The 22,515-nt window shown below is 61.8% G+C and carries 19 protein-coding genes; 6 read left to right on the forward strand and 13 right to left on the reverse strand.

What is annotated here, in order from left to right; all coding sequences use genetic code 11:
• Positions 1-240 precede the first annotated feature (240 nt).
• The gene (locus Y882_RS00470; protein WP_082120865.1) at positions 241-1,197 is read right to left on the reverse strand and encodes a helix-turn-helix domain-containing protein; all 957 of its coding nucleotides are present in this window, start codon (positions 1,195-1,197) and stop codon (positions 241-243) included.
• A gap of 112 nt (positions 1,198-1,309) precedes the next feature.
• Positions 1,310-2,104, reverse strand: coding sequence for a fatty acid desaturase (locus Y882_RS00475; protein WP_052949535.1), 795 nt, complete (start codon positions 2,102-2,104; stop codon positions 1,310-1,312).
• A gap of 512 nt (positions 2,105-2,616) precedes the next feature.
• Between Y882_RS00475 and Y882_RS00480 the strand changes: the two genes are divergently transcribed.
• The gene (locus tag Y882_RS00480; protein ID WP_046969888.1) at positions 2,617-3,291 is read left to right on the forward strand and encodes a VOC family protein; all 675 of its coding nucleotides are present in this window, start codon (positions 2,617-2,619) and stop codon (positions 3,289-3,291) included.
• A gap of 62 nt (positions 3,292-3,353) precedes the next feature.
• Here the strand turns inward: Y882_RS00480 and Y882_RS00485 are convergent, their stop codons facing one another.
• The 10 genes from Y882_RS00485 to Y882_RS00530 form a co-directional block, all read right to left on the reverse strand.
• On the reverse strand, positions 3,354-4,037 hold the full coding sequence (locus Y882_RS00485) for a VIT1/CCC1 transporter family protein (protein WP_046969889.1): 684 nt from the start codon (positions 4,035-4,037) through the stop codon (positions 3,354-3,356).
• Positions 4,038-4,192: 155 nt separating this feature from the next.
• Positions 4,193-5,464 carry an amino acid permease gene (locus Y882_RS00490; protein WP_162207375.1) on the reverse strand — a complete coding sequence of 424 codons (1,272 nt, stop codon included), beginning with the start codon at positions 5,462-5,464 and terminating at the stop codon, positions 4,193-4,195.
• Positions 5,465-5,500: 36 nt separating this feature from the next.
• Positions 5,501-7,813 carry an Orn/Lys/Arg family decarboxylase gene (locus tag Y882_RS00495; protein ID WP_046969891.1) on the reverse strand — a complete coding sequence of 771 codons (2,313 nt, stop codon included), beginning with the start codon at positions 7,811-7,813 and terminating at the stop codon, positions 5,501-5,503.
• A 93-nt stretch (positions 7,814-7,906) separates the two neighbouring features.
• The gene (locus Y882_RS00500; RefSeq protein WP_046969892.1) at positions 7,907-10,240 is read right to left on the reverse strand and encodes an Orn/Lys/Arg family decarboxylase; all 2,334 of its coding nucleotides are present in this window, start codon (positions 10,238-10,240) and stop codon (positions 7,907-7,909) included.
• 67 nt (positions 10,241-10,307) lie between these two features.
• Positions 10,308-11,783 (reverse strand): DcaP family trimeric outer membrane transporter, encoded by a 1,476-nt coding sequence (locus Y882_RS00505; RefSeq protein WP_156171281.1) that lies wholly within the window; start codon positions 11,781-11,783, stop codon positions 10,308-10,310.
• A 146-nt stretch (positions 11,784-11,929) separates the two neighbouring features.
• Positions 11,930-12,877: a transporter substrate-binding domain-containing protein gene (locus Y882_RS00510; RefSeq protein WP_052949538.1), complete on the reverse strand. Its 948-nt coding sequence runs from the start codon at positions 12,875-12,877 to the stop codon at positions 11,930-11,932.
• A gap of 38 nt (positions 12,878-12,915) precedes the next feature.
• Positions 12,916-14,247: a putrescine-ornithine antiporter gene (potE, locus tag Y882_RS00515; RefSeq protein WP_046969894.1), complete on the reverse strand. Its 1,332-nt coding sequence runs from the start codon at positions 14,245-14,247 to the stop codon at positions 12,916-12,918.
• 306 nt (positions 14,248-14,553) lie between these two features.
• Positions 14,554-15,033, reverse strand: coding sequence for a potassium channel family protein (locus Y882_RS00520; protein ID WP_046969895.1), 480 nt, complete (start codon positions 15,031-15,033; stop codon positions 14,554-14,556).
• 59 nt (positions 15,034-15,092) lie between these two features.
• A complete protein-coding gene (locus Y882_RS00525; protein ID WP_046969896.1) occupies positions 15,093-16,196 on the reverse strand; it encodes an AI-2E family transporter in 1,104 nt (367 codons plus the stop codon).
• A 727-nt stretch (positions 16,197-16,923) separates the two neighbouring features.
• Positions 16,924-17,601 carry a MarC family NAAT transporter gene (locus Y882_RS00530; protein WP_046969897.1) on the reverse strand — a complete coding sequence of 226 codons (678 nt, stop codon included), beginning with the start codon at positions 17,599-17,601 and terminating at the stop codon, positions 16,924-16,926.
• Positions 17,602-17,876: 275 nt separating this feature from the next.
• Between Y882_RS00530 and Y882_RS00535 the strand changes: the two genes are divergently transcribed.
• Positions 17,877-18,446: an OmpA/MotB family protein gene (locus Y882_RS00535; protein WP_052949540.1), complete on the forward strand. Its 570-nt coding sequence runs from the start codon at positions 17,877-17,879 to the stop codon at positions 18,444-18,446.
• A gap of 82 nt (positions 18,447-18,528) precedes the next feature.
• Here Y882_RS00535 and Y882_RS00540 read toward each other — a convergent pair whose 3' ends face one another.
• Positions 18,529-19,134, reverse strand: coding sequence for a hypothetical protein (locus tag Y882_RS00540; protein ID WP_156171283.1), 606 nt, complete (start codon positions 19,132-19,134; stop codon positions 18,529-18,531).
• Between the two features lie 362 nt (positions 19,135-19,496).
• On the opposite strand from Y882_RS00540, the gene Y882_RS00545 reads away from it, so the two are divergent.
• From Y882_RS00545 to Y882_RS00560, 4 genes are all read left to right on the forward strand, one after another.
• The gene (locus tag Y882_RS00545; RefSeq protein WP_046969898.1) at positions 19,497-20,351 is read left to right on the forward strand and encodes a hypothetical protein; all 855 of its coding nucleotides are present in this window, start codon (positions 19,497-19,499) and stop codon (positions 20,349-20,351) included.
• Positions 20,352-20,632: 281 nt separating this feature from the next.
• A complete protein-coding gene (locus tag Y882_RS00550; RefSeq protein ID WP_046969899.1) occupies positions 20,633-21,331 on the forward strand; it encodes a response regulator in 699 nt (232 codons plus the stop codon).
• A gap of 65 nt (positions 21,332-21,396) precedes the next feature.
• Positions 21,397-21,972, forward strand: coding sequence for a DUF4136 domain-containing protein (locus Y882_RS00555; RefSeq protein ID WP_046969900.1), 576 nt, complete (start codon positions 21,397-21,399; stop codon positions 21,970-21,972).
• Positions 21,973-22,064: 92 nt separating this feature from the next.
• Positions 22,065-22,478, forward strand: a complete 414-nt coding sequence (locus Y882_RS00560) for a hypothetical protein (protein ID WP_046969901.1) — start codon at positions 22,065-22,067, stop codon at positions 22,476-22,478.
• Positions 22,479-22,515 lie beyond the last annotated feature (37 nt).

The following is a 22,515-nucleotide window of genomic DNA, read 5'->3' on the forward strand; positions in this document are numbered from 1 at the left end:
TGGCATAGCCCCTGAGCCGGAGGGGGTTCTCCGGCCTATGGCCCGCTGACACGCGTGGATCGATCCCCTGTACCGTGCCTGCGGCGTCTTAAGGAAAGCTCGGCGCAAGCGTATGCAACCGATGCGACAGGAAATCGGCGTGGCGTCTCTTTTCGTTCGGCGCCACGTCTCATTTCAAACGATGACGTGGCCGGTGCTGCACACAGAACGCGGCAAGCGCGTCGGCAGATCTGTCGCTGTTTAGCGTTGCTCGCTCGCCCTGGCCTCGCTCGGCGTCACGCCAAAGCGCGCCCGAAAACTCCGCAGCAGCTGATTGCCGCTGGAAAAGCCGAGACCATAGGCAATTTCCGTGATGGAACGCGACGTGCCCAGCGCTCCCGTCAGTTCCCGATGCGCCGCGTCCAGCCGTATGTCGCGGAGGACTTTCGCCACGCCGCCATCGTTGGCGAATGCGCGGTAGAGATGAGCGCGGGATACGTTGAAACGTCGGCACAGCGTATCGGGCGACAACTCCAGCAGATGGACGTTGCTGGTGATGAATTCGATGATGCGTTGGCGCAATCCGGTGCCGAGCCGAAGATCGCCCGCCACTTCAGCCTGCACGTCACCTTTCAATGCGGCCGACAGCAAGGTGATGAGCGCTTCCTGCGCCGCCATGGCCTGCACCTGGGGCAACGACGTCGGGAGCGAACACAGGCCACGCAGCACGGCGGCGATCATGGGCGTCATCGCGCCGTTCGCCTTGAGCACGACGCCATGCAGGTTCCGCGAACCGATGGCCTGCTCCAGTGCCTGCCGCGGTAGTGCGATCGACGCCATCGAGGCCGGCCCCGTCGGGTCAACAGGCGCCTGCGCAAGATCGAAAATACCGATGTCGCCGACGTCGCCTTGCGACGAGTCCGTGGCCAGCAGTTGCAGAAGATAGTGATCGAGCCCACCCCGCGTCGCCGGACGGCGATCGCGATGGTGACGCTGACGATGGGATGGACCGGCGGCGCGCGAACTTACCGAACCGTTGAGCACGGAGCCGTCACGCGCCATGGGGGGCGCGATCTCAAACACGGGCCACGTCGAGTCGCGCAAGCCATCGCCGCACAGCTCCGCGTCAACCGCATCAACCGCCTCGACCGCAACAACCAACTCACCAGCCACAACGAATCGCCCCCTGTCGGCTTTCGATGGCGCCACCCAACCCATCCAGTGGACGGGTTGGTTTCGGCGCGCGATGCTAACAGGGAGGCGTTACATGCTTATGCAACAAGCATCACGGTTCGAGGGGCTGCAAGATCCTTCGCTCCGGCCTGCTCCGTCAACGCACTTTGCCGAATCCGCGAAACTGCCGCAGGGCGGCCCGGAAATAACCGGCATCCGCATCGGAAGCATCGGGCGCAAGCGACGGCAGCGCCGTCCACGGAAGCGTCGGATGCTGGTGATGCACGCGGTGCAGATGGTGATTCATCAGCACGGGATGCCAGATGGCTGGTGCGCGAAAATTGCGGGCGCGCGCTTCTTCGTCGAGCACGACATCGTAGTGCGGCAGGTTGTCGGCGACGGAGAGCCACAGTCCGCGCAGAAACATGGTGGCGGCAAGTGCAGGCCACCATGCGCCGTAGAGATAGAACGCGCCGGCGTGGAGTGCGACCGACAGCACCCAGTCACGACGTATCAGGGCGCGTCGTTCCGGATTTCCCGCAAACGCGACAAACAAGCGTTGGACTTCGCGGCCCGCAGGCTCTTCGCTGTGCAGCTTTTGGGCGACCAGTCGGCTGACCCAGGCGGCCGGCAGCAAGGTGAGCAGCGGCAAGGCAAGTTCCGCCAGGTACAGGCCGCCCAGCAGATGCGCGTAGTAGCCGATGCGGGCGAGCACCGGATGCGTCACGCCGTCATGCACGTCGGGCCGGTCAAAGGATTCGCGCGTATAGCGGTGATGCATCAGGTGACCGAAGCGCGCCGCGTCGAACGGCAGCATGAAGGCGATCGCCAACGCCCGCCCCGCCCACTCGTTGGGTCGTCGCCGGGGCAACAGATGCCCGTGGATCGCCTCATGGATCAGCCCCCAATGCATCGGGGTCAGCACCACCAACGGCAGCGCGATCCAGAGCATCGATGCCCCGTAGTGCCGCAAAAGCAATGGCCACGCAACAAATTGCATCAACATGGCGGCTGCGATGATGCCTAGCAGCGCCGAGTTGGCGCGAAGGTCGATGGGAACATGCCTGGACGTTCGTCGCTCGCTCGCCGCCTGAACGCCATCCAATCCTGCCGTCGCCTGTCGATCCATCTTCTACCCTTAAGTGCGCCATGGCCCCCGCCTAAGCTAGCGGCGCCTTTTGACATTCAGTGGTCGATCCGCAGCGATGGCAGGCGCTCCCTGGCAACACGTCGCCATCCTTCGCTATTGAAACCCAAATTCCTTGCAAAATCTCCGTTTGGGCTGAAGGGCGGATCGGTCGATATCTCACCTGCCGACCGGGGCGCGCCTGCCCTGCCCCGACGACGGCCGCTTCATCCGATCAGCGGCACACTACCGCTCTTGGCGTTCCCGCCCCGGTGCCGCTTACCGCCTAGTCGCGGCCACACCAAGGCCGCTTGCAGCCCAAGCCATCGGAGGTTCCCATGAGCACCCCTGCCGTCGAAACCCCGCAGCAGCGGGGCGTCGACATGAAATTCGAAATCGTCGTCATCCCCGTGTCGGATGTGGATCGCGCCAAGCGCTTTTATCTCAGTCTCGGCTGGCGGCTGGACGCCGATTTCGCCTCGGACGACGGCTACTTCCGCGTCCTCCAGTTCACCCCGCCGGGCTCCGGTTGCTCGGTCATTTTCGGCAAGAACGTGACGTCGGCCGCGCCAGGTTCCGCCCAGGGCCTGTACTTGATCGTCTCCGACGTCGAGACGGCGCGCAAGGAACTGGTCGATCGCGGCGTGGCGATCAGTGAGGTGTTCCACGGCGCTGGCGCCTATGCCGGCCAGGACGAGCCCTACCTGTTCGGACGCGTCCGCGTCAGCGGCCCGGACCCCGAGCGCAGCAGCTACCGCTCGTTCGCCTCGTTCCGCGACCCGGACGGCAATGGCTGGCTATTCCAGGAGATCACCCATCGACTGCCCGGTCGCGTGGACACCGGCGTGGCGACCTACACCTCGTCGGCCGAGCTCGCGGACGCGCTGCGACGCGCAGGCGCCGCACACGGTGAGCACGAGAAGCGCAACGGCGGCAAGCACGATGAGAACTGGCCGGACTGGTACGCCGAGTTCATGCTGAGCGAGCAGACCGGGAAAGAGCCACCCCTATGAGGATCGCGGTCTCGCCCGTCTGACGCGTCAGCGAGGCAAGCCAGCGGCTGTGCTTCGGCGCATCACCCACCCAGGGCGATGATCGCCATGGTCAGGCACACCCCGATCACCATCATGCCAAAGCCTGCCCGCCAGGCGCCCAGGCCCGCGTATTTGCCCAGGACGTAGCCACCGAAAAACAGCATGGCCAGGCTGAGCACGCGCGAGATCAGCAGTGCCTTGGGCACATCGTCGATCAGCATGAAAGGCAGCACGACGGGAAAGGTCGATAGCACGACGATGAAGAAGACGCGCGCGGCCCGCAGGAAATCGATGAAGTAGAGCCGGGGACGCTCCGGCAATGGTTCAAGGTTGACCAGCCTGCCCCGCAACGGCTCCAGGTCGGCGTCGGTCACCAGGATCTCGATAAACGAAGGCAGCTCGTTTCGAACCAGACCGATGCCGGTCGCCGCATCCGGTGCACTCTTCATGTCCAGCGCGAGGGTCAGCCGGTGACCGCGGCCGGTCAGCGTATGCAGGAGATACATCATGGCATCGGCCAGGCCCCAGGCGAGATTGCAACCCAGGGCGGCGCGCCACATGGTCGAGGGATCTTCGTGATCCGGGCCGACCGTCGACACGGCGCCGACAAAGGTCAACGCCATCAGCAGGCCAAAGCACATCTCCGACACGCGCTCCACCACATCCAGACCTGCGCCGGCGACCACGGATGGCTTAGGTGCTGTGGGGCTCTTCGCGTGGTTCATGTCGCACCTCCTCTAGGCGGGTCCATGCCTGGGCTATGCCGGGCGGGCACGTGAATCCGCAGCATGGAACTGCGATCGAAGTCCTGGCATACGCACCGGCCTCACCAAAAAGCCCGCGCGAACACCTCGATACGATGGCGGCTGAGATGGCCGCCCTATTTCTTCTTGATCAGTGCGAACAGCGGTGCCGAAAGCAGCAGGATGATGAGCGCCTTGCGCCCCAGTTCCGCACCCTGCCCCAGCACCACGCTCAGGCAATAGAGACAGGCCACGATGCCAACCACGATATAGAACTGCTGCCTGCCGGATGACATGTCGAGCTCGCGATTGAGTCGCCACATGGCCACGACGGAATAGAGGTACGGAAGCACCATCAGCACGACGGTGGCGTCGGTGATGTGGGAGAACTGCGTGGCCACGTCCGGCGAAGTGGTGATGAGCAACATCAAGGTCATCATCACGCCGGTCAGGACGAGGTTCTGAACCGGCATGCCCTGCTGGTTGGTCAAGGAAAAACGACGGGGAAACATGCCGTCGTGACCGGCCGCCTCGGCGGACTGGGCGGTAATGAGTATCCAGCCCACCAGGGACCCGGATGCCTTGAGGATGGCCGCCAGCGAAATGACGACGGCCGCCCAGGGGCCAAGCATCACCTGCGCCGCCTCCGCGAAGGGCGCACCAGAGATGCGCAGTTGCGCCCCGGGAATGATCCCCATCAGCACGGTGCAACAGGAAATATAGATCGCCGTCGAAATCAGCAGGCCGATGATGGTGGCCAACGGCACATTGCGTTTTGGATTCTCGATGACGCCCGCTGAAACGGCGGCGCTCTCCACGCCAAGAAACGCCCATAGCGCGATGGCGCCACTACGGCTGATCGCTGTCAGCGTCGGCACCTGCTCGGGATTCCAGCTCGCCACAAAAACATCGGGGCGGAACCAGAACCAACCGAGCAAGCCAACAAACGCAATCGGCAGGATACCGGCCAGCGTACTGACCGCCGTGAAGTGTCCCACCGCACGGGCATCGCGCGTGTTGAGCCACACAAACAGCCAGATCACGGCCGCGGTGCATGCGTTGGCAATCCACGGATTCTTCAGCACCGGGAAGAACACCGCCAGGTAGCCGGTCACCGAAACGGCGATGGCCACGTTGCCGATGACGTTCGCCACCCAATAAAGAAAGTTGGTCTGAAACGCCGGAAACGCGCCCATGTGATCACGCGCATAGGCATAAGGCCCACCTGCCTTGGGTTCGACCATGCCCAGGTGCGCAAAGACCAGGCCGAGGGCACTGGCGCCCAGGGCCGCCACGATCCAGCCGTAAATGGAAATGCTGCCCACATTGGCCAGGCTCGATGGCAACAGGAATAGACCGGTCCCCACCATATTGGCGACGACCAATGAGGAGGCCCCGAGTAGCCCCATTTTCTTGCCGCCACCTGTGCCCATAGGAGTACTCGCCTAGTAAGACCTCAGACACTGCAGGTAGTACTCCCCGTCTTCCACTTCGACGCCATGCGTGTCGTGGCCAAATCCCGGGAAGGTGTGATCCCAGCTCTGCAACGCCTTGAGGTAGCCCACATACGGGCCGTCGGCAGAACCGGCCACCTCGCCAGGCATCAGCATGGGAATGCCGGGCGGGTATGGCACCACGCTGGTGGCCAGCGTCCTGCCGGCAAGATCGGCCAGCGCCACGCGTTCGACCTGCACGCGCAGCAGCTGCTGATAGGCGTCTGCCGGCGACATGCGCACTTCCGGAAGACTCGAATACGCGTGCTGCAGATGCTGCGTCTGGCCCGTCCTCTTCATCTCCGCGAACATCTGGTCGCCCAGACCGCGCAAGCCCAGGCTGCCGTAACGATCCGGATGATTGGCCACCAGATCGGGCATCACCCGCTCCAGCGGCCGGTCTTCGTCGTAGTCGCGCTTGAAATCGAGGAAGGCCGTGATCAAGGTGCTCCATTTGGCCTTGGTGATGCCGATGGAGAACAGGAACAGCACGGCGAAGTCACTGGTCTTCTCCACCACGATGCCACGCGAGCCGAGGTAGGCCGTCAGCAGCGTCGCCGGGAAGCCGTGCTCGCCCAGCGTGCCGTCGTCCTGTACGCCAGGGGTCAGCACCGACACCTTGATCGGATCGAGCATGCAGTAGCCGTCTTCCAGATCGCCGAAGCCGTGCCAGTTGTCGCCCGGATGCAGCACCCATGCGTTGGCATCCTCGGCGAGCAATTCCGGCGCCGCATCGACAAAATCGATCTTCTTGCCGGTATTGAGGTCAGTGATCACTTCGGGATTCCAGGTGCGGAAGAACCACGAGCCCTTCTGCGCGAAGTCGCGATTCAAACGCCCCACGATCTGCCTGAAATGGATCGCCTCATCGATGCACTCGCGGGTCAGGCTCACGCCACCCAGGCCATCCATCATTGAGGCGGCCACTTCGTTCGACGCCATGATCGGGTAGAACGGCGAGGTGGAGCCGTGCATCATGAACGACTCGTTGAAGCGCGCGTGCGGGATGCTGCTGCGGCCGTCGCGTACGTGGATATACGACGCCTGCGAAAACGCGGCCAGCAATTTGTGCGTCGAGTGGGTGGTGAAGACTGTCGGCCCGTTCGGATCGTGCTCCGTGGCCGGGCCGTGCATGGCCAGACGTCCCGAGTAAAGCGGATTGAACCGGGCATAGCCGTACCAGGCCTCGTCGAAGTGCACGCGATCGACCCAGCTGCCGACTTCCTCAAGCACGCGGGCGGTGTTGTAGCAGAGGCCGTCATAGGTCGAATTGGTCACCACCACGAACACCGGCTGCTGATCGGCCAGGTTCTTCGACAACGGGTTGCCGGCCACCGCGCTGCGCACGCTGGCCTGCCTGAACTTGTCGGGATAGATCGGACCGATCAGTCCGTAACGATTGCGCGACGGCACCAGGTAGTGCGGTATGCCGCCGGTCATGGTCAGGCCGTGCTCGATCGACTTGTGGCAATTGCGGTCGCACAACACCACCTGATCGCGTCCCACGCAGGCCATGAAGATGATGCGGTTGGAGGTGGATGATCCGTTGGTGACGGTATAGCTGCGATGCGAGCCGAAAATGCGCGCGATGTACTTCTCGCTCTCGCCGATCGGCCCGGTATGGTCCAGCAGGGAGCCGATCTCGCCCACGCTGATGGACAGATCCGTGCGGAACACGTGCTCGCCATAGAAATCGTAGAACGCGCGACCGGTGGGATGCTTGAGGAAGGCGGTGCCACCGGTGTGGCCTGGCGTATGCCATGAGTATTCGTGCACTTCGTTGAAATTGGCCAGCGCCGCGGTCAGCGGGCCGAACAGGGTCCCGAGGTAGATCCGCATGGCGGCATGCACACGACCGCTGACAAAGGTTGCCGAGTCCTGCGACAGCCAGATCAGCTCGTTGATGGCCTGGACCGTCTCCACGCTCAACGTTTGCGCCTTCTCCGGCTCCGTCATGAGGAAGATCGGCACATTCTCGTTGCGCGCACGGATGCTGTTGATCAAGCCGATGGCCGCCGCATTATCCTTCTCCACACCCTCCGCATTGGGCAGCGACCAGTCGATCAGCATGGCGTGGATGGCCGCATCGGAGACGATGGAGGAGCGCGCGTCGTCGACGGTCGAGGCGGTGGTGGTCTCGATATTGCGATCGGCAAACTCCTGCTCCAGCGTGCGGCAGGCCCTGCCGCCGGCGCTGTCGGTACCGACTTTGGAGTGGACCAGCAACACGCGCAGCTTTTGACGCAGGTTACGACGCTCGAGCATGATGATTCTCCTGGTTGGCGGCATGCGAGTAGCCGCCGCCGTCTGGAACTTTCTGCGGGCCGTGATCGTTCGTCACCATCACGGTCCGACAATTCATTTTTTGCGCGCAGTCTTTGCCTGCTTGGCCGCAGCCGGTTTATCCAGCACGACCCGCACCCACATGTCGCCATTGGCATCGGCGTGCATGTTCTGCACTTCGCGCGCGAAACCGGGGAACTTGCGTCCATAGGCCTCCACGGCCTGCAGGAAGCGGAAGATCGGACCGCCTTTGGGATCCATGCGCTCGCCCGGCATCAGCACGGGTATGCCCGGCGGATACGGCACGATCATCAGGGCGGCGATGCGCCCAGGCATATCGGCAATGCGCACTTCTTCGGTGGTGCCATGAATCAGATGCTGATACGCCTCTGCCGGCGTCAACACCGGTTCGGAAAGCGTCTCGCCGGCCTTGTTCGCCATCGCCTGCAGATCCAGCTCGCTCATCGCCTCGTGCATCTCATCGCACAGCTGCGGCAGGGTCATCTCCCGATAGCGCTCGGGATAGGCATGCACCAGGTCGGGCAGTGCCTCTTCCAGCGTCGCATTGCGGTCATACAGCCGCTTGAAGGAGAGCAAGGTCTCCAGCAAGGTGCCCCACTTGCCCTGCGTGGTGCCCACCGAAAACAGCACCAACACCGTGTAGTCACCGGTCCGGGCAATCGCCTGCCGCCGCGCATCAAGGAACTTGGTCAGCACCGCGCCGGGGATGCCGCGCTTGGCCAGCTTGCCCTTGGCGTCCGTACCCGGGCACAGGATGGTGACCTTGGTCGGGTCGAGCATGCAGAAATCGTCCTTGACCACATCGTCGGGCAAGCCATGCCAGGCATCGCCCGCACGCAAGGTCCAGCACGCGGTCGACTCGGCCAGCACATCAAGCGGCGCCTCATGGAAGGCAACCTGCTTTCCCTTGATGGGCACGCGCGGCGGCTGGAACAGCGAGAAGAACCATTGACCCTCGTCCTTGAGCCGATGCTCGACCAGCGCGACCGTCCGGCGAAACGCCACCGCCAGGTCGACCGTCTCGCGCAGCAAGGCCGGCCCCGATGGCTCGTCCATCATGGCCGAGGCGATGTCCAGCGATGCGATCAGCGGATAGAACGGCGAGGTCGTGCCATGCATCATGAAGGCTTCCTTCACCGGCGCCATCGCCAGTTCGCCACGCTTGCTGTTGCTCACGTGGATATAGGACGCCATCGAAAAGGCAGGCAGCATCTTGTGCGTGGACTGCACGGCGAGCACGGTCGGGCGATTCTTGATGTCGCGCGGCACGCCCATGGCGAAACGATGCTTGTAGAGCGGATGGAATTTGCCGTAGGCATACCACGCTTCGTCGAAGTGCACGCGATGCACGCTGCTTGAAAGCAGCTCCACCACCTTGTCGACGTGGTAGAGCAGTCCGTCATAGGTTGGATTGGTGACGACCGCATAGACAGGCTCTTTCGACTTGGCGTTCGCCGCCAACGGCGAATCGGCGATCAGGCTCTGGATATGCGCATGGGTAAAACGCTTGGGCGGAATCAGGCCGATCATGCCGTAGCCGTTACGGCTGGGCTGGAAGTACACCGGCCGCGCGCCCGACAAGGTCATCGCGTGATTGAGTGATTTGTGGCAGTTGCGGTCGGCGATGACGATTTCGTCCTTGCCGATGCAGGCCTGCACCACGATGCGATTGGACGCCGAGGAACCGGCCAGTACATAGAACGTCCAGTCCGCGCCAAACACCCGCGCCGCCATGCGTTGCGAATCGGCCGGCGGCCCTTCGATGTCCAGCCATGACCCCAGCTCGGCATTGGAGATGCCGATGTCGGCGCGCATGATGTTCTCGCCGAAGAACTCGTGGAACTCCGCGCCGGCGGGATGTTTGAGATAGGCGGCGCCGCCCATGTGGCCCGGCGCGTCCCATTGGTAGGCGCCCTCTTCCGTCAGCTTCTTGAGTGCCTTGAAATAGGGGGGAAGCAGGCCGCTGTGATAGTCGTCGATGGCGAACTGCAGGCGGCGCGCGAAGAACTCAGGCGTCTCGCTGCCGACGTTCACGTATTCACGCACCTCCGAAACCAGGTTCATCGGCAAGTCGGGCGTCTCGATGCTGCGGGTCAGCAGAAAGATCGGCACCTTCAACGACTTTTCGCGCACGGCGCGCACGATCTTCATCGCCGACTCTTCCGCCATCGTCCCGGTTTCGCCCAGATCCCAGTCGATCGCCACGGCCGAATACGAGGGCTTGCCGCGCGCAATCGCCAGGCCGTCCTCTCCGCTCATGGCCTGCACGACCTGGATGCCGCGATCTTCGATGGCCTTACCCAGTCGAGACAAGGCCATCCGGAACGCGGATCCCTCATCCGGCAGATCGGTGGTGACAAAAAGTATCCAGGGATGATTCATCGACATGAGGTGCGTACTCCGGTGCCGTTCCAGCCTTGTCGATACCGCCGATCACCCGGCATCTGGCCAGGTCTCAGGGATTGAGGTCATACCGAAAAGTTGTCTGCAGACGCTGGCCCTGACCGCGCAGATCGGTCAGCGCAATGTTCTGGCCCCACAGGTATTCCACACCGAACATGGCCCGCTCGCTGAATTTCCAGGCCAGGTTGATGGAGCCGAACTTGGTGCTCTTGGGCTGGTCCGGATTGATCAGCATGTTCGATTGGGGACTGATCCGCAGATAGCCGTAGGCAAGACTGGAGGTCAGGTCTTCGCGCCAGGCATGCGTGTAGCCGGCGCCGTAGCCTCGGGCGCGGATCGCGCGCAGGTCGCCCTCGGTGGTGAAGGCAGCGTCCAGCCCCAGCCCTGAAATATCCTGCAGGAAGTTGGCGTAGCCCTTGCCGTAGCTGGCCCACCCTTGCACGCTGTCGTGTTCGAACAGCGCGGTGGTGCCGGTCAGCTGAGTCGCAAAGCCCGATGTGCTGCGAGTACGCGCCGTCGCGTTCTCCACGCGAAGATCACGGAAAATATTGGCCCACTGCAGATGCCAGCTGGGTGCCTGCCAGCGCAAGCCGAGCGTGATGTCCGGGCGGCGCGAATAGGTGTTGAAGCCCTCGATCACGCTGATATCCGCGTTGGGCTTCTCCAGCGACATCGGCAGAGTCAAGGCGCTCTCGCCACTCCGGTACAGCACGGGCGAAAAGCGGATCTGCGGCCCATATTTGAAGGTGAAGGAGTTCGGACCCTCGTAGTCGAGGGTATTGGGGAAGACATCGATATCGGTGAATGCCGAGATGTTGTAGCCGGCCAGCAGGGAGAAGCGATCGTTGTCCAGTTCGCCGTAGAAGGCCTGCAGGTTGTACGGCATGTCGCCGCTGCCGCTGCCGAAGAAGTTGTTCTTGTAGACGACCTTGAGCGTCCCGTAGTCGGTCTGCCGCTGGAAGTCCATGCGGAAGATGCTTTGCTTGGCGCTCATGTTGGAGCGCCGTCCACTGTCGTAGAGCGGCTGTCCACGTACCGGGATCGACGAGGGCACGAACAGATCCGCCGCGCCCATATAGGTGCTGTCGGCCATCGCATCAAGCTGCGCAACGAGATCGATCTTCAGCAGATTGCCCGTGTCGCCCAGTCGCACATAGCCCTCAGGCAGCGGCTCGTAGGCGCCGGCAATGGAAGAAGGTGGCCGGTAAGGCGGCGGCCCTGAAGGCGTGGCAGGCGGTTGAGCCGTCGCCGGGCTCGTCAGTGCCGGGGGAGCCGCCTTGGCTTGCGCGGCATTCGCTTCCTGGGTCTGCTCCTTCGCTTCAAGCTCCTCCAGGCGCGACTGCATCTTCTGCATCACTTGCTGCTGCGCCTGCATCTGTGCCTTGACCTGTTCGAGTTGCGCCTTGAGCTGCGCCGTCTCGGACGATTGCGCCATCGCCGCCGGACTGAAGGCGGCAAGACCGCCCAAGAGCAGTGGCGCGCAGCGAAGGGTCTGTTGCTGCATAAAGCCGAGAGATGGCCGAGTCATGCTGATGCCTCCAGTCAACCTAGTAGCACTGAACGGGAAGCTGGTGCCGGACACTTGGTCGGTATCCCAACGCTTCGATGACATCAGCTCAACCAAACAGAACAAGGTGACGCCGACGCATCGTTTGCGCCGGCGTGCTCTTCGCTTTACTCAGGTAACGCCGTATCGCGGAACCAGTCCTTCATCGACTGGTCGGGCTTGCCCATGTATTGCTCGTAGATCCCATTGATCTTTCCCGAGCGATAGAGTCGACTCAAGGCCTGGTCGACCAGCAGACGAAAATCCGGATCGTTGCGCGCCAGGGCCAACGACAATGGCTCATTGTCGAAGGTCCGGTTCAGCACGACGACCTCGCCTGTCGTGTCCTTCTTGGCCAGATCAAGCAGCACATTGCGTTCGGCAAAGAAGCCGTCGACCTTGCCGTCGAGTAACGCCTTGAGACCCGTATCAAGATCGGGCACCGAGGTAACGACGCTATTGACCTTGAGCTCGTCGCGCCGCTCCTTCAGCAGCTTTTCCGACAGCGAGCCCCCAATGACCGCGAAGTTGCGCTGCTGCAACACCGCCAGCATCGGCGAGCCACGCCATACCGGCCGCCCACCCGACTGCCCCGTCTCAAGCAGATCACGCAACGCGACCGGCGCGTCTTTGCGCAACATCACGCCGGTGCCGCCGGTCAGAATGGGAATGGAGAAACCGACGTCGGTCATGGCGCTCAACGACGGCGCGGACGGCCCGCACAGCAGATCGACCCGCCCTTCCGCCACGGACTTGAAACGGTCGGCCGCATCGACCGCCACGAATGCCGTGGCAATGTTGGGCGCATGCAAGGCCTCCTGCGTCGCCTCGACCACCTGGCGACACACGGCGATCGCATAGCCATCCGCGGACCCGGGCTTGTCCTCATAGGTGTACGGGCGAGCGTTGGCATAGTAGCCAATGGTGAACTTGCCGCTGGCACGGACGCGATCGAGCGTGGCGCTGCCCGGACTCGCGCTCTGCGCCAGTATCGCCGGCACCTGAACCACCAGCAGCCCGATCATCGCCCAGCGCAACAGGCTGCTACGCACAACCACTTTATTCATGCGCGACATGTCGTCTCTCCTGGAAAGCCTTGTTCCGCCTTGGCGAGTTATCCACGCAGGGGCTCTCCGGCAAAGGGGGCCGAAAAGCGAGGTGCCAGGAAGCCATAGATGGCGAAGGTAAGCGCCATCACGATGGTTGCGCCGAGCACGGCTTCCATACCGGATGCGTAAATGGCATAGGTGCTGTAAAGCATCGCCACAGTCACCACGAACGCATTGAGCCTGAAGGTACCTTGGGGAACCGACGCCTTGCGCATCATGATCATCAGCGCCGATAGCGCCAGGATGTACGGAATGACGTTGGTCACGACGGCAAGGTTGACCAGCACCGCGAACTGCTCGCCCAGACTCGGCGATGCGGTGGACAGCGCCATCAGGCTCTGCACCACGCCCATCACGATCATGCCGATGACCGGCGCCGTCATCTTGTTGGTCTTGGCGAAGAAGGTCGGGAACATGCGCCCTTCGGCCGCCGTCTTTGCCGTCTGCGCGATGGTGAACTGCCAACCCAGCAGTGAACCAAGGCAGGCAAGGATGGCCAGCGCACGGATGATCGCGCCCACGGTCGGGTTGAACATCTGCGAGTAAGCCAGCGCAAACGGCCCGGTGGACTTGGCCAGTTCCGCATTGGGCACGATGCCCTGGATCACGGTGGTGGAGAGGATGTAGATCACCGCGGCGCCAAGCGTGCCGAGCATGCAGGCCATGGGCACGTCGCGCTTTGGATTCTCGACGGCATCGGAGTTCTGCGCGGCCGATTCCATGCCAAGGAAAGCCCACAGGGTCAGCGCGATGCTCGAGTCCATGCCCTTGAAGAAACTCAGGCCTTGAGGATTCCACGCGGCAGCAAACGTCGAACCCTTGAACCAGAACCAGCCGATGATCGACAGGCCCGCGACCGGAACGATGACGCCCCAGACGGTGATCGAGCCAATCTTGCCGGTGACGCTCGGGCCGCCGAAGTTCGCCAGTGTCGTCAGCCAGATCAGTCCGATCACGCTGATGCAGGTGGCCATGGGCGTCGACGACAGCGACGGGAAGAAGGCCGCGAGATAACCCACCGCGGAGATGGCAATGGCCACGTTGCCGATGGCCAGCGAGAGGAAATAAAGAAAGAACGTGAGGAAGTAGCCACCCTTCCCATACGCCTCTTCGGCGTAGGCCGCCATGCCGCCAGCGCGCTGGCTAAGCAGGCCCGCCTGCGCGAAACCGTAGGCGATGGCCATGGATCCCACTGCCGTGACAGCCCACGACGTCAAGGAAATCGCACCGACCTGGGCCATGTTCGCGGGGAGCATGATGATGCCTGAACCCATCATGTTGACCGCCACCAGCACGGTCAGCTGCATCATGCTCATCTTCTTCGTGCTGCCGTTCATCACCGCCTCCCGATTCCGAATTTCGGAGTTAGCGCGACCTGCTACGCAAGCACCAGCAGCCGACCGAGACGACCGGCGATCTATCGATGAATTACCCCGACCCTGTGCAGACAAAACTCAAGCAATAGAAAAATCTTCGATCGATACTGGTCCACCATCAATCAAAGCAGCGTGAATCGTCGCAAATAATCACGCATGAAGCTTTGGAAGGCTATATGGCCAAATACCTAATCATTGGACAATTTCCAGCGAGCGAATCGAAGCCAAAAATACTGAGTAAGAAATACCTACTTTCTATGGGTAGTTTTAATGACTTCGACGCCGGCGCAGTCGCCATGGACGGCGGCTCTTCTTGTTCAGCCTGGCCTTGTTCTGATTGATGATGTCGAGCACCGAAGCGGTCATCACCGCCGTGGACAAGCCAAACATCAGGATGCCGTTGGCCGCCTCCAGCGGGCCGAGCATGCGCCAGCGCGGCGACATGACGACATCGCCATAACCCAGCGTGACGAAGTTGACCCCGGAGTGGTAAAGCGCCGTCTTGAAATCGTCGAACTCGCCCAACAGCATGAACAGCACGGCCCAGATCAAGGCCTCGGCGAAATAGGCCAGCGTCAGCAGCAGCAGCACGGTGTACAGCAGCATCACGTTGACGCTTGGCGTTTCGTGCTCGCGATGGGCATGCTTGAATCGGGCGTACTGACGCAGGCTGATGTTGAGGAAGAACGCCTGCAGCAGCAGGCAGATCAACATCACGGGCAGGCCGACCATCAGATTAATCAGCACCGGTGACCTCCTCCGTGTGGCGGCAGTGGCAGACGAAAGTACGAGGCGAGCGGGCTGGCTCAGACCTGCGTCGGCACCTCGGGTTCGTCACCTTGCGGCTGCTGCTCCACCCATTGCCAGAACAGCTGATATCCGACCGCCAGCGCCACCGGGCCGATAAACAGACCGATGATGCCGCCCGTGACCATGCCGCCCAGCGCACCAATCAACACCACCGGCATCGGCACATCGACACCGCGGCCGAGCAGCAGGGGTTTGAGCACGTTGTCGGCCAGGCCGGCGATGAACACATAGACCGCGAACACGATGGTGCCCACGGTCGCGCCTTCCGTCGCAAACACGTAAGCGATGGCGGGCACGGTGATCAAGGTGGCCGGCAGCTGCATGATGCCGAGCAGTAGCACCGCAAGGGCCAGCAGGCCCGCGCCAGGCAGGCCAATCAGCACAAAGCCGACACCCACCAGCAGCATCTGAATGAAGGCGATGCCGATCACACCCTGCGCCACGGCGCGAATGGTCGCCGTGCACAGACGGGTGATCTGCGGCCCACGGCCCGAGCTGAAGATGCGCGAGGCGATCTTGATCGCGCTGCGGTGCCCGCTCTCACCAAACGCCATCAGGATGCCCGCGATGATCAGGGCAGCAATGAACATCAGAAAACCCAGGCCGGCGTTGGCGAGCTTGCCCAACAGCCCGAGGCTGAAGTCCTTGAGCTGCGGCGCGAGCTTCTGCGCCAGGCCAGTCAGGTCGGTGGCCGCTTGCAGCCAGAAGCCGTAAAGCCGTTTCCCGATCAGCGGCCAGCTGGCGACCGACTCCGACGGCGAGGGAATCCGTACCTTGCCCTCCTTGACCACATCAAGCGACTTCTCCACCGACTCGGTGATCGAAGTCCCCAACAGGTAGACCGGCACCATCAGGATGACGATGGCGACGAAGATGATCAGCGTCGCGGTGCGCCCATCGCGATTGCCCAGTCGTGTCCTGAGTTTTCGCTGCAAGGGATAGAGGGTGATGGCAAGGATCACCGACCACAGCATCAGATGGAGGAAGGGGCTGAAAATTTCGAAGCAGAAGATCACCAGCGCCGCGATCAGGCCGGCGCGGATCAGCACGTCGAGCAGCCCGCGGGAAAAGGCTCTTTCGTACATGGGTCTTAGCAACATGGATTAGCCCCTTCAACGGTGGGAACTGCTCTATCCCTGTGCGACTGTGACCTGGGCTGCAACGTGAACTCGACGGACCCGACCCTGCCTGCTAGCTCGTCCATTCGCCGTTGGTGACAATGGTGGGCGGAAGCTCGGCCAAGGCCTCCGCAGGACCTTCAAGCTGCCAGATGTGTACGCAGCAGCTCCATCCGTAGTCCTCTGAAACATGACTTAGCGCGGGGCGCCACCTTGAGAACCATGCGTCTACCGCGGCGACTTCGTCGCGATCATCCACGACCACGATGATGTTGGCTCTAGGCATCGCATCCACCCGCGTCGTAACAACGCGCCGACTGCTCAGGCAAACCGACGGCACCGAACACCGACATCTGCTGCAAGTCGAATCGATGCATGGCGTTGCAAGGCATGGCGGGCCTGACCAACATGGCGTTGGCGTATCCGATTCAAAGAGCCCCATCAGCAACAACAAGCGCCGTGGTGCGCTTAAGAGAAAGAAGGAAGTGCGCTACATCCCCAGGCAACATCACGCAAAAATACTCACGATGATGTTGTCTTGATCTAATAAAACTATCTGCGTTCAACGAGCGTGAACACAAGACTGCCGGTTTCCGCCTGGATTCGATAGCTGGCAAAACTACTTAATCATTACTACGCACGGCCTGCCGCTGCGACCATCACGCGATCCGCATGCACTGACATTCCCGAACGAGCGGAACCATCTCGATCAGACCTGGGTGGCAACGTCGCGCCAGGTCAGGAGGAGCTCATGGGCCCCATTGATCGCAAATTGCACGCCGATGCACACCAGGAGAAAGCCCATGATGCGGCTCAATGCATCGACACCGCCCTCCCCGAGCAGGCGCAGGATGGTGGTGGCGCCGCGCAGGCAAGCCCAGAACTCCAGGGTAAACAGCACGGCAACCGTAAGGACGGCCAGATGCACTGAATACGAATAGTTGCGCGTGGGAATGGTGGAGGCAGCGCTGATGATGAAGGCGATGGTGCCGGGCCCCGTCGTGCACGGCATCGTCAATGGCACGAACGAGATATCGCGCATCTGGGTGGAAGGCGTGTCAGCCGAGAATTTTTCCTGGACACCCTCCTCCGTCATCCGCTCAGGCGGAAACAGCATGCCGAAGCCGATGTAGGAGACGATCAGGCCGCCGGCAAGCCGCAGGCCGGGAATGGAGATGCCAAACAGGCGCATCACCACGGCGCCCGCATAGAAGCAGACCAGCAGCACGATGAATACGTAGATGGCAGCGCGCAGTACCTGCCGATTGCGCTCCGCATCCGGATAGCGCGCGGTCAGCGCCAGCAGCACCGTGGCGCTGGTCACCGGATTGGCGATGGTCGTCAGGCCCAACAGTCCCACCGCGACGTCGTTGAGAAATCCTTGCATGGATGGCCATCTAAGCGGGCGGATTTTAGACCAGTCCTTATCCCCTTCTGCCGATGATGGGAGCGTGACCGGCAAACGAAATGAAGATCTACTCACGCCGACTGCGTGTTTCCACCTAATCATTTCATCGAATGGACGAGTGACGTTGTTTTTCCTACTTTATTAACGCCAATCAGGCGAATATTGCATAAACGTGATGAGACCCAATGAGATGGAAATGTCGGGCGAATCGACGATTCGCCTCCTTGATAAGACATCAACGCGAGGGAACTCCCATGATCAAGTTTCCGAGTCTGTGCGTACTAGGCGTGGCACTCCTGGCGGCAGGGTGTGTGTCTCAGCAGAAATATGATGAGTCCCAGCAGAAGAACGCCGAGCTGGAAGCGCAATATCAGCAGCTCAATGCGAGCATGGGTAGCGAGATTCAATCCCGCGACGTGCACATCTCTCGCATGCAGGACGCCATCAAGGTTTCGCTCAACGATCAGCTGCTGTTCCCCTCGGGCGGATGGGAGATATCCGAGCAGGCCAAGACCAGCATCGCCAAGGTGGCCAAGATTCTTGCTCCTCATCAGAAGAACAAGATCAATGTGAGCGGCTACACCGACAGCACGCCCATTGGCCCGGAACTGGCGAAGCAAGGCGTCACGACCAATCTGATCCTGTCCCAGAAGCGCGCTGACAACGTGCAGCAATTCATGATCTCGCAGGGTGTCAACCCGAGCCTGGTATCGGCCAAGGGTTATGGCGAAGAGCACCCCGTCGCATCCAACGACACGCCAGAAGGCAAGGCACAGAATCGTCGTGTGGAGCTCACCGTGGCCAGCCCAGGCACCAGCAACTGAGCATGCATGGATCGCTTGGGCCATTGCATGGCCCAAGCGATCGGGAACTGCCGCTGGCGCTGACTCTACTGCCGCACTCTTATCACGACGGGTTGACGGTGACCGCCAAGGCTTCGGCATAGGTGATGCGCACCATGTCGCCGACTTTCAGCTTGGACAGTCGGGCCTGGCGTGCCGGATCCTTCACTTCGATCACACGGGTTTTGCCATCGGCGCCCGTCAAGGTCACCGTGTGCTTCTTCAGGTCGACGGCCGTGAGTTTTGCCGTCACCGTCACCGCCTGCTCGGCCGTGCCGCCCGGCTTGCTGCTCTTCTCGTCACGGGTGATGCCGCCTTCGACTTCGGTACCCGCTTGCGCGCTGTCCGCCGGTAGCAATTCAAGCGCAACGGCGTGCTGATAGGTCATGGTGATCTTGTCGCCCACCTTGATCTGATCGAACCGCTTGGCCGCCGGCCCCACCTCGACCGTGTCTTCCTTGCCTGCGGCCGTTCGAAGGGTGACCAGGCGAGCCTGATAGTCGATCTGCGTCACGGTAGCCGTCACGGTCTCGGTTTCATTCGCCAGCTCGTGTGCCGTTGCCGTCACCGGCGGTGCCTGGGTAGATGCCTGGGCATGTACTGACAGGATCGGCACACCGGCCACAACGACAGCCAGGAGCAAGGAACGGGTAAAGTCTAAGGTATTCATGGAGCGATCCCTCTGTCGGCGACCAATGGAAGTGTGTCTGCCATGAGAGCGCCCTCGCCACAGGATGGCTCTCACCCTGCCGTTCTCAGCTGGCCACGCAATACTTCACCCTGCCCCGTGCGTGTGGCGTGCATAGGCTCTTACAAGCATGAGCTGCCATGGCCAGTATCTCCAGTGGCTAATTACCGATTATTTCCCCTGTATAAACACGCAGACTAAAAATGCACACGCATTAGTTCGCTAATTGCCCACGATCTAATTAGCGCGTAGATCTACTTAGGCCTTAAGTGCAACAAGTTTTTGCTGGGCATGGCCAATTAATTGCGCCAATATATTTCGTCGAATAGAGCCGAGGGGTCATCATGAGTGGCCGTTCCGATTCTCTTTTTGCCCGTGCCAAGCTGGTGACGGGGATCGTTTTGGCAACCAGCGCGACCTCGTTTTTTGCGACGCCGGCATTTGCCCAATCGGAAGATTATTGGGACGGAAACTGGCACGGCAGCATCACGCCGTACGGCTGGCTGCCTGGCGTGTCCGGCGAGACGCGATACCAACTTCCCAGCGGCCCGGACGTCACCGTCAAGAACAAGAGCGATCCCTTGAGCAGCCTTAGCGGAGCGCTACTGCTCGAAGGCGACATTCGCAAGGGGAACTGGGGCCTGTTCGGCGACATCGACTGGATCAAGTTTTCCAACGAGAAAGGCCGCTTCACTTCGCTTGGAGGTGAGCGCTTCGGGGCAGATGCCGGCCTCGATACACGCTGGGGCATGAAGGGTGGACTGATTACGCTGGCCGGGCTGTATACGTTAGGCCACGGCGCACTGGGTTATGCAGACCTGTTGTTCGGTGCGCGTTATGTGTGGCTGAAAGGCAACATCAGCTGGAATCTCAACGTGGTCAACAACCAGGATGCCTTGATCCTGCAAGGCAGCGGCCACTTGCACAATCAGACGCATGCCGGCAACGCCATTATCGGCGTGCGTGGCCGCTGGACGCCGTTTGCCGGCACCGGCTGGTACTTTCCGTACTACGCCGACGTCGGCACGGGTGATTCGGACAACACCTACCAGCTGAACATCGGCGTGGGCTACGCATTCCACTGGGGTGATATCGCGATCAGTTACCGCGATATCAAATACGAGCAGGGCGGCAGCGACAAGTTCCTCAAGGAGGCGAGAATCAGCGGGCCAAGCTTCAACTACACCTGGCACTTCTGACATCCGGAATGACAGGGGATCTTCTCCGGCAACCCGCCGAAAGGCACTGATGGATCGATGTCGCGTCACCTGACTGACTTCGAGCAGCGAAGTCCTGGAACGAAACGCGATCCAACCGTTGACTAGCGCCAGGCAAACGGCGATCGGTAATGCTGAACTTCAGCGCGAGGACTGTGTCGATCACTCCCTCACCAGGGTGACAGCCCCCCCCCCCCGCTGCGAGACCCGGCATTCGCTTGAATTCCTCAATCCATGAGGCTGTAGCAGGGAGATGTGCCACCATGACTGAGAACACTTCATTTCCGACAAGCGACACGCCGTCGCTGCGGGTGCTGCTGGCGGACGCAGACCAGGGCATCGCCGAGGAGATGGCCGGCGTACTGACGCCGATTCCCGGTTCCTTCGAGATCGCCCACGACGGAGTTTCCTTGGTCAAACGCGCACTCACGGGCGCCATCGACCTGATCGTTTCCGATATCTCGCTGCCACTGCTCAGTGGCTTGCAGGCCTTGCAGCAGTTGCGCGAGAAGGGATCCACCGTGCACTTCATCCTTCTTTCCGCGCACAGTGAGCCCGCCATCACGCGCGAAGCGCTGCTTTCGGGCTGCAACGGCTATGTGATCAAGCAACTCGCCAACGAGGAGCTTTGCCGCGCCGTAGAGGCCGTAGTGCATGGCTATCAGTACCTGAGCCCGAGCGCCCTCACCGCCATCATGCTGGCTCCGCCACCCGCCCACCGGCTCTCGCGCCGGCAAGGACAGATCATCAATTGCGTCGCCGATGGATTCCGTACGTCGGAAATCGCCTCGTCGCTGGGCATATCGCCGCGCACGGTGGAGAGTCATCGACAGGCCTTGCTGCGCCTGTTCGGCGTACACAACAGCATTGCCCTGATCCGTGAGGCGGAGAAACAAGGCCTCGTGCGACAAGGAATGGCCAGGCGCATGGCCGACGTCACCATGGATCCCGCGCTGAGCTGATTGGCGTACAACCCGCAGGTCCACGCCTGGATGGCGTCCCTGACACTGAGACTGGGAGTGATGATGTGAAGCCGTACATCGCACTTGGCGCGTGCATGGTTGCACTGATGCCTGGCTGCTCGACCGTGAGCGTCAACGATCAGTGGCGAGACCCCTCCTTTGCAGGGCCGCCGTTATCCAACGTGCTGGTCGTTGGCATCACCCGAAGCGACACCATGAAGCGCGTCTTCGAGGACGTGTTCTCCCAGCAACTGCAGGCAGCCGGCATCCGTGCGGAACGCAGTTATGCCCGGCTTCCGCAGGGAGCCACACAGCTGAGTCTCAGTGACCTCAAAACCACCGGCATCGATGGCGTTCTGACCACGCGCGTCGAGCGCGTCGAGCAAAAGGTCAACGTGACGCCGAGCGGCCCGAGCTATGGCGGGTTCTATGGATGGTATGGATCGGCCTGGGCATCCACCCCCGACGTACATCAATACGAAGTGGTCACGCTCGAGACCAGCGTATGGGACGTCAAGAGCGAGAAGCTCGTATGGACAGTGACCACGCAGGGCGTGCGAACGAACGATCTCACCCAGGCCACCAAGGACCTGGCCAGTACGCTGATTCCGAAGTTGAAGAGCGAGGGCGTACTCCGCTGACTGCTCGCAAGCGCGTCTGAGATACCACTCACCATTGGGGCCGGCTTGCTCTTGACTGGACTCAGGTCCAGCTGCGCTATCATGCCTGGGTCATGCGCGCCCGCTTTCACATCAGTCGCCGTCGCCGCCTCCTTTGGACAGGCGTGGTGCTGTTTTGCCTGCTGTTTCAGCAGCTCGCCATGGCTGCCTATGTCTGCACGCTGCCGTCCAAGCCCGCCGATACGGTGATGACGGGAGATTGCGCGGCCATGGGCATGGGCTCTGCGGGAAAGACCTCGCTCCAGCATCAAAGCCCGGATGCGCGCTGCGCCGAACACTGTGCAGGTAGCGCGACTTCGGCGCATGACCTGCGGCTGCCCGACGTGCCGCCGCTGCTGCTGCCGATGGTGTCCCCAACACTGCTGGGCACCATCGCGCATGCGCCCGAGCAGGCACGGCTGCCTGATGCCGCGCTGCTTCACCCCGATCCGCCGCCCACCTTGCGGTTCTGCTCCCTGTTGATTTAGCCCTCGATCGCTGACCACGAGTCGGCCATGCCTGCGC

Origin of the sequence: Dyella japonica DSM 16301 (genome assembly GCF_001010355.1) — a bacterium.
GTDB lineage: Bacteria > Pseudomonadota > Gammaproteobacteria > Xanthomonadales > Rhodanobacteraceae > Dyella > Dyella japonica.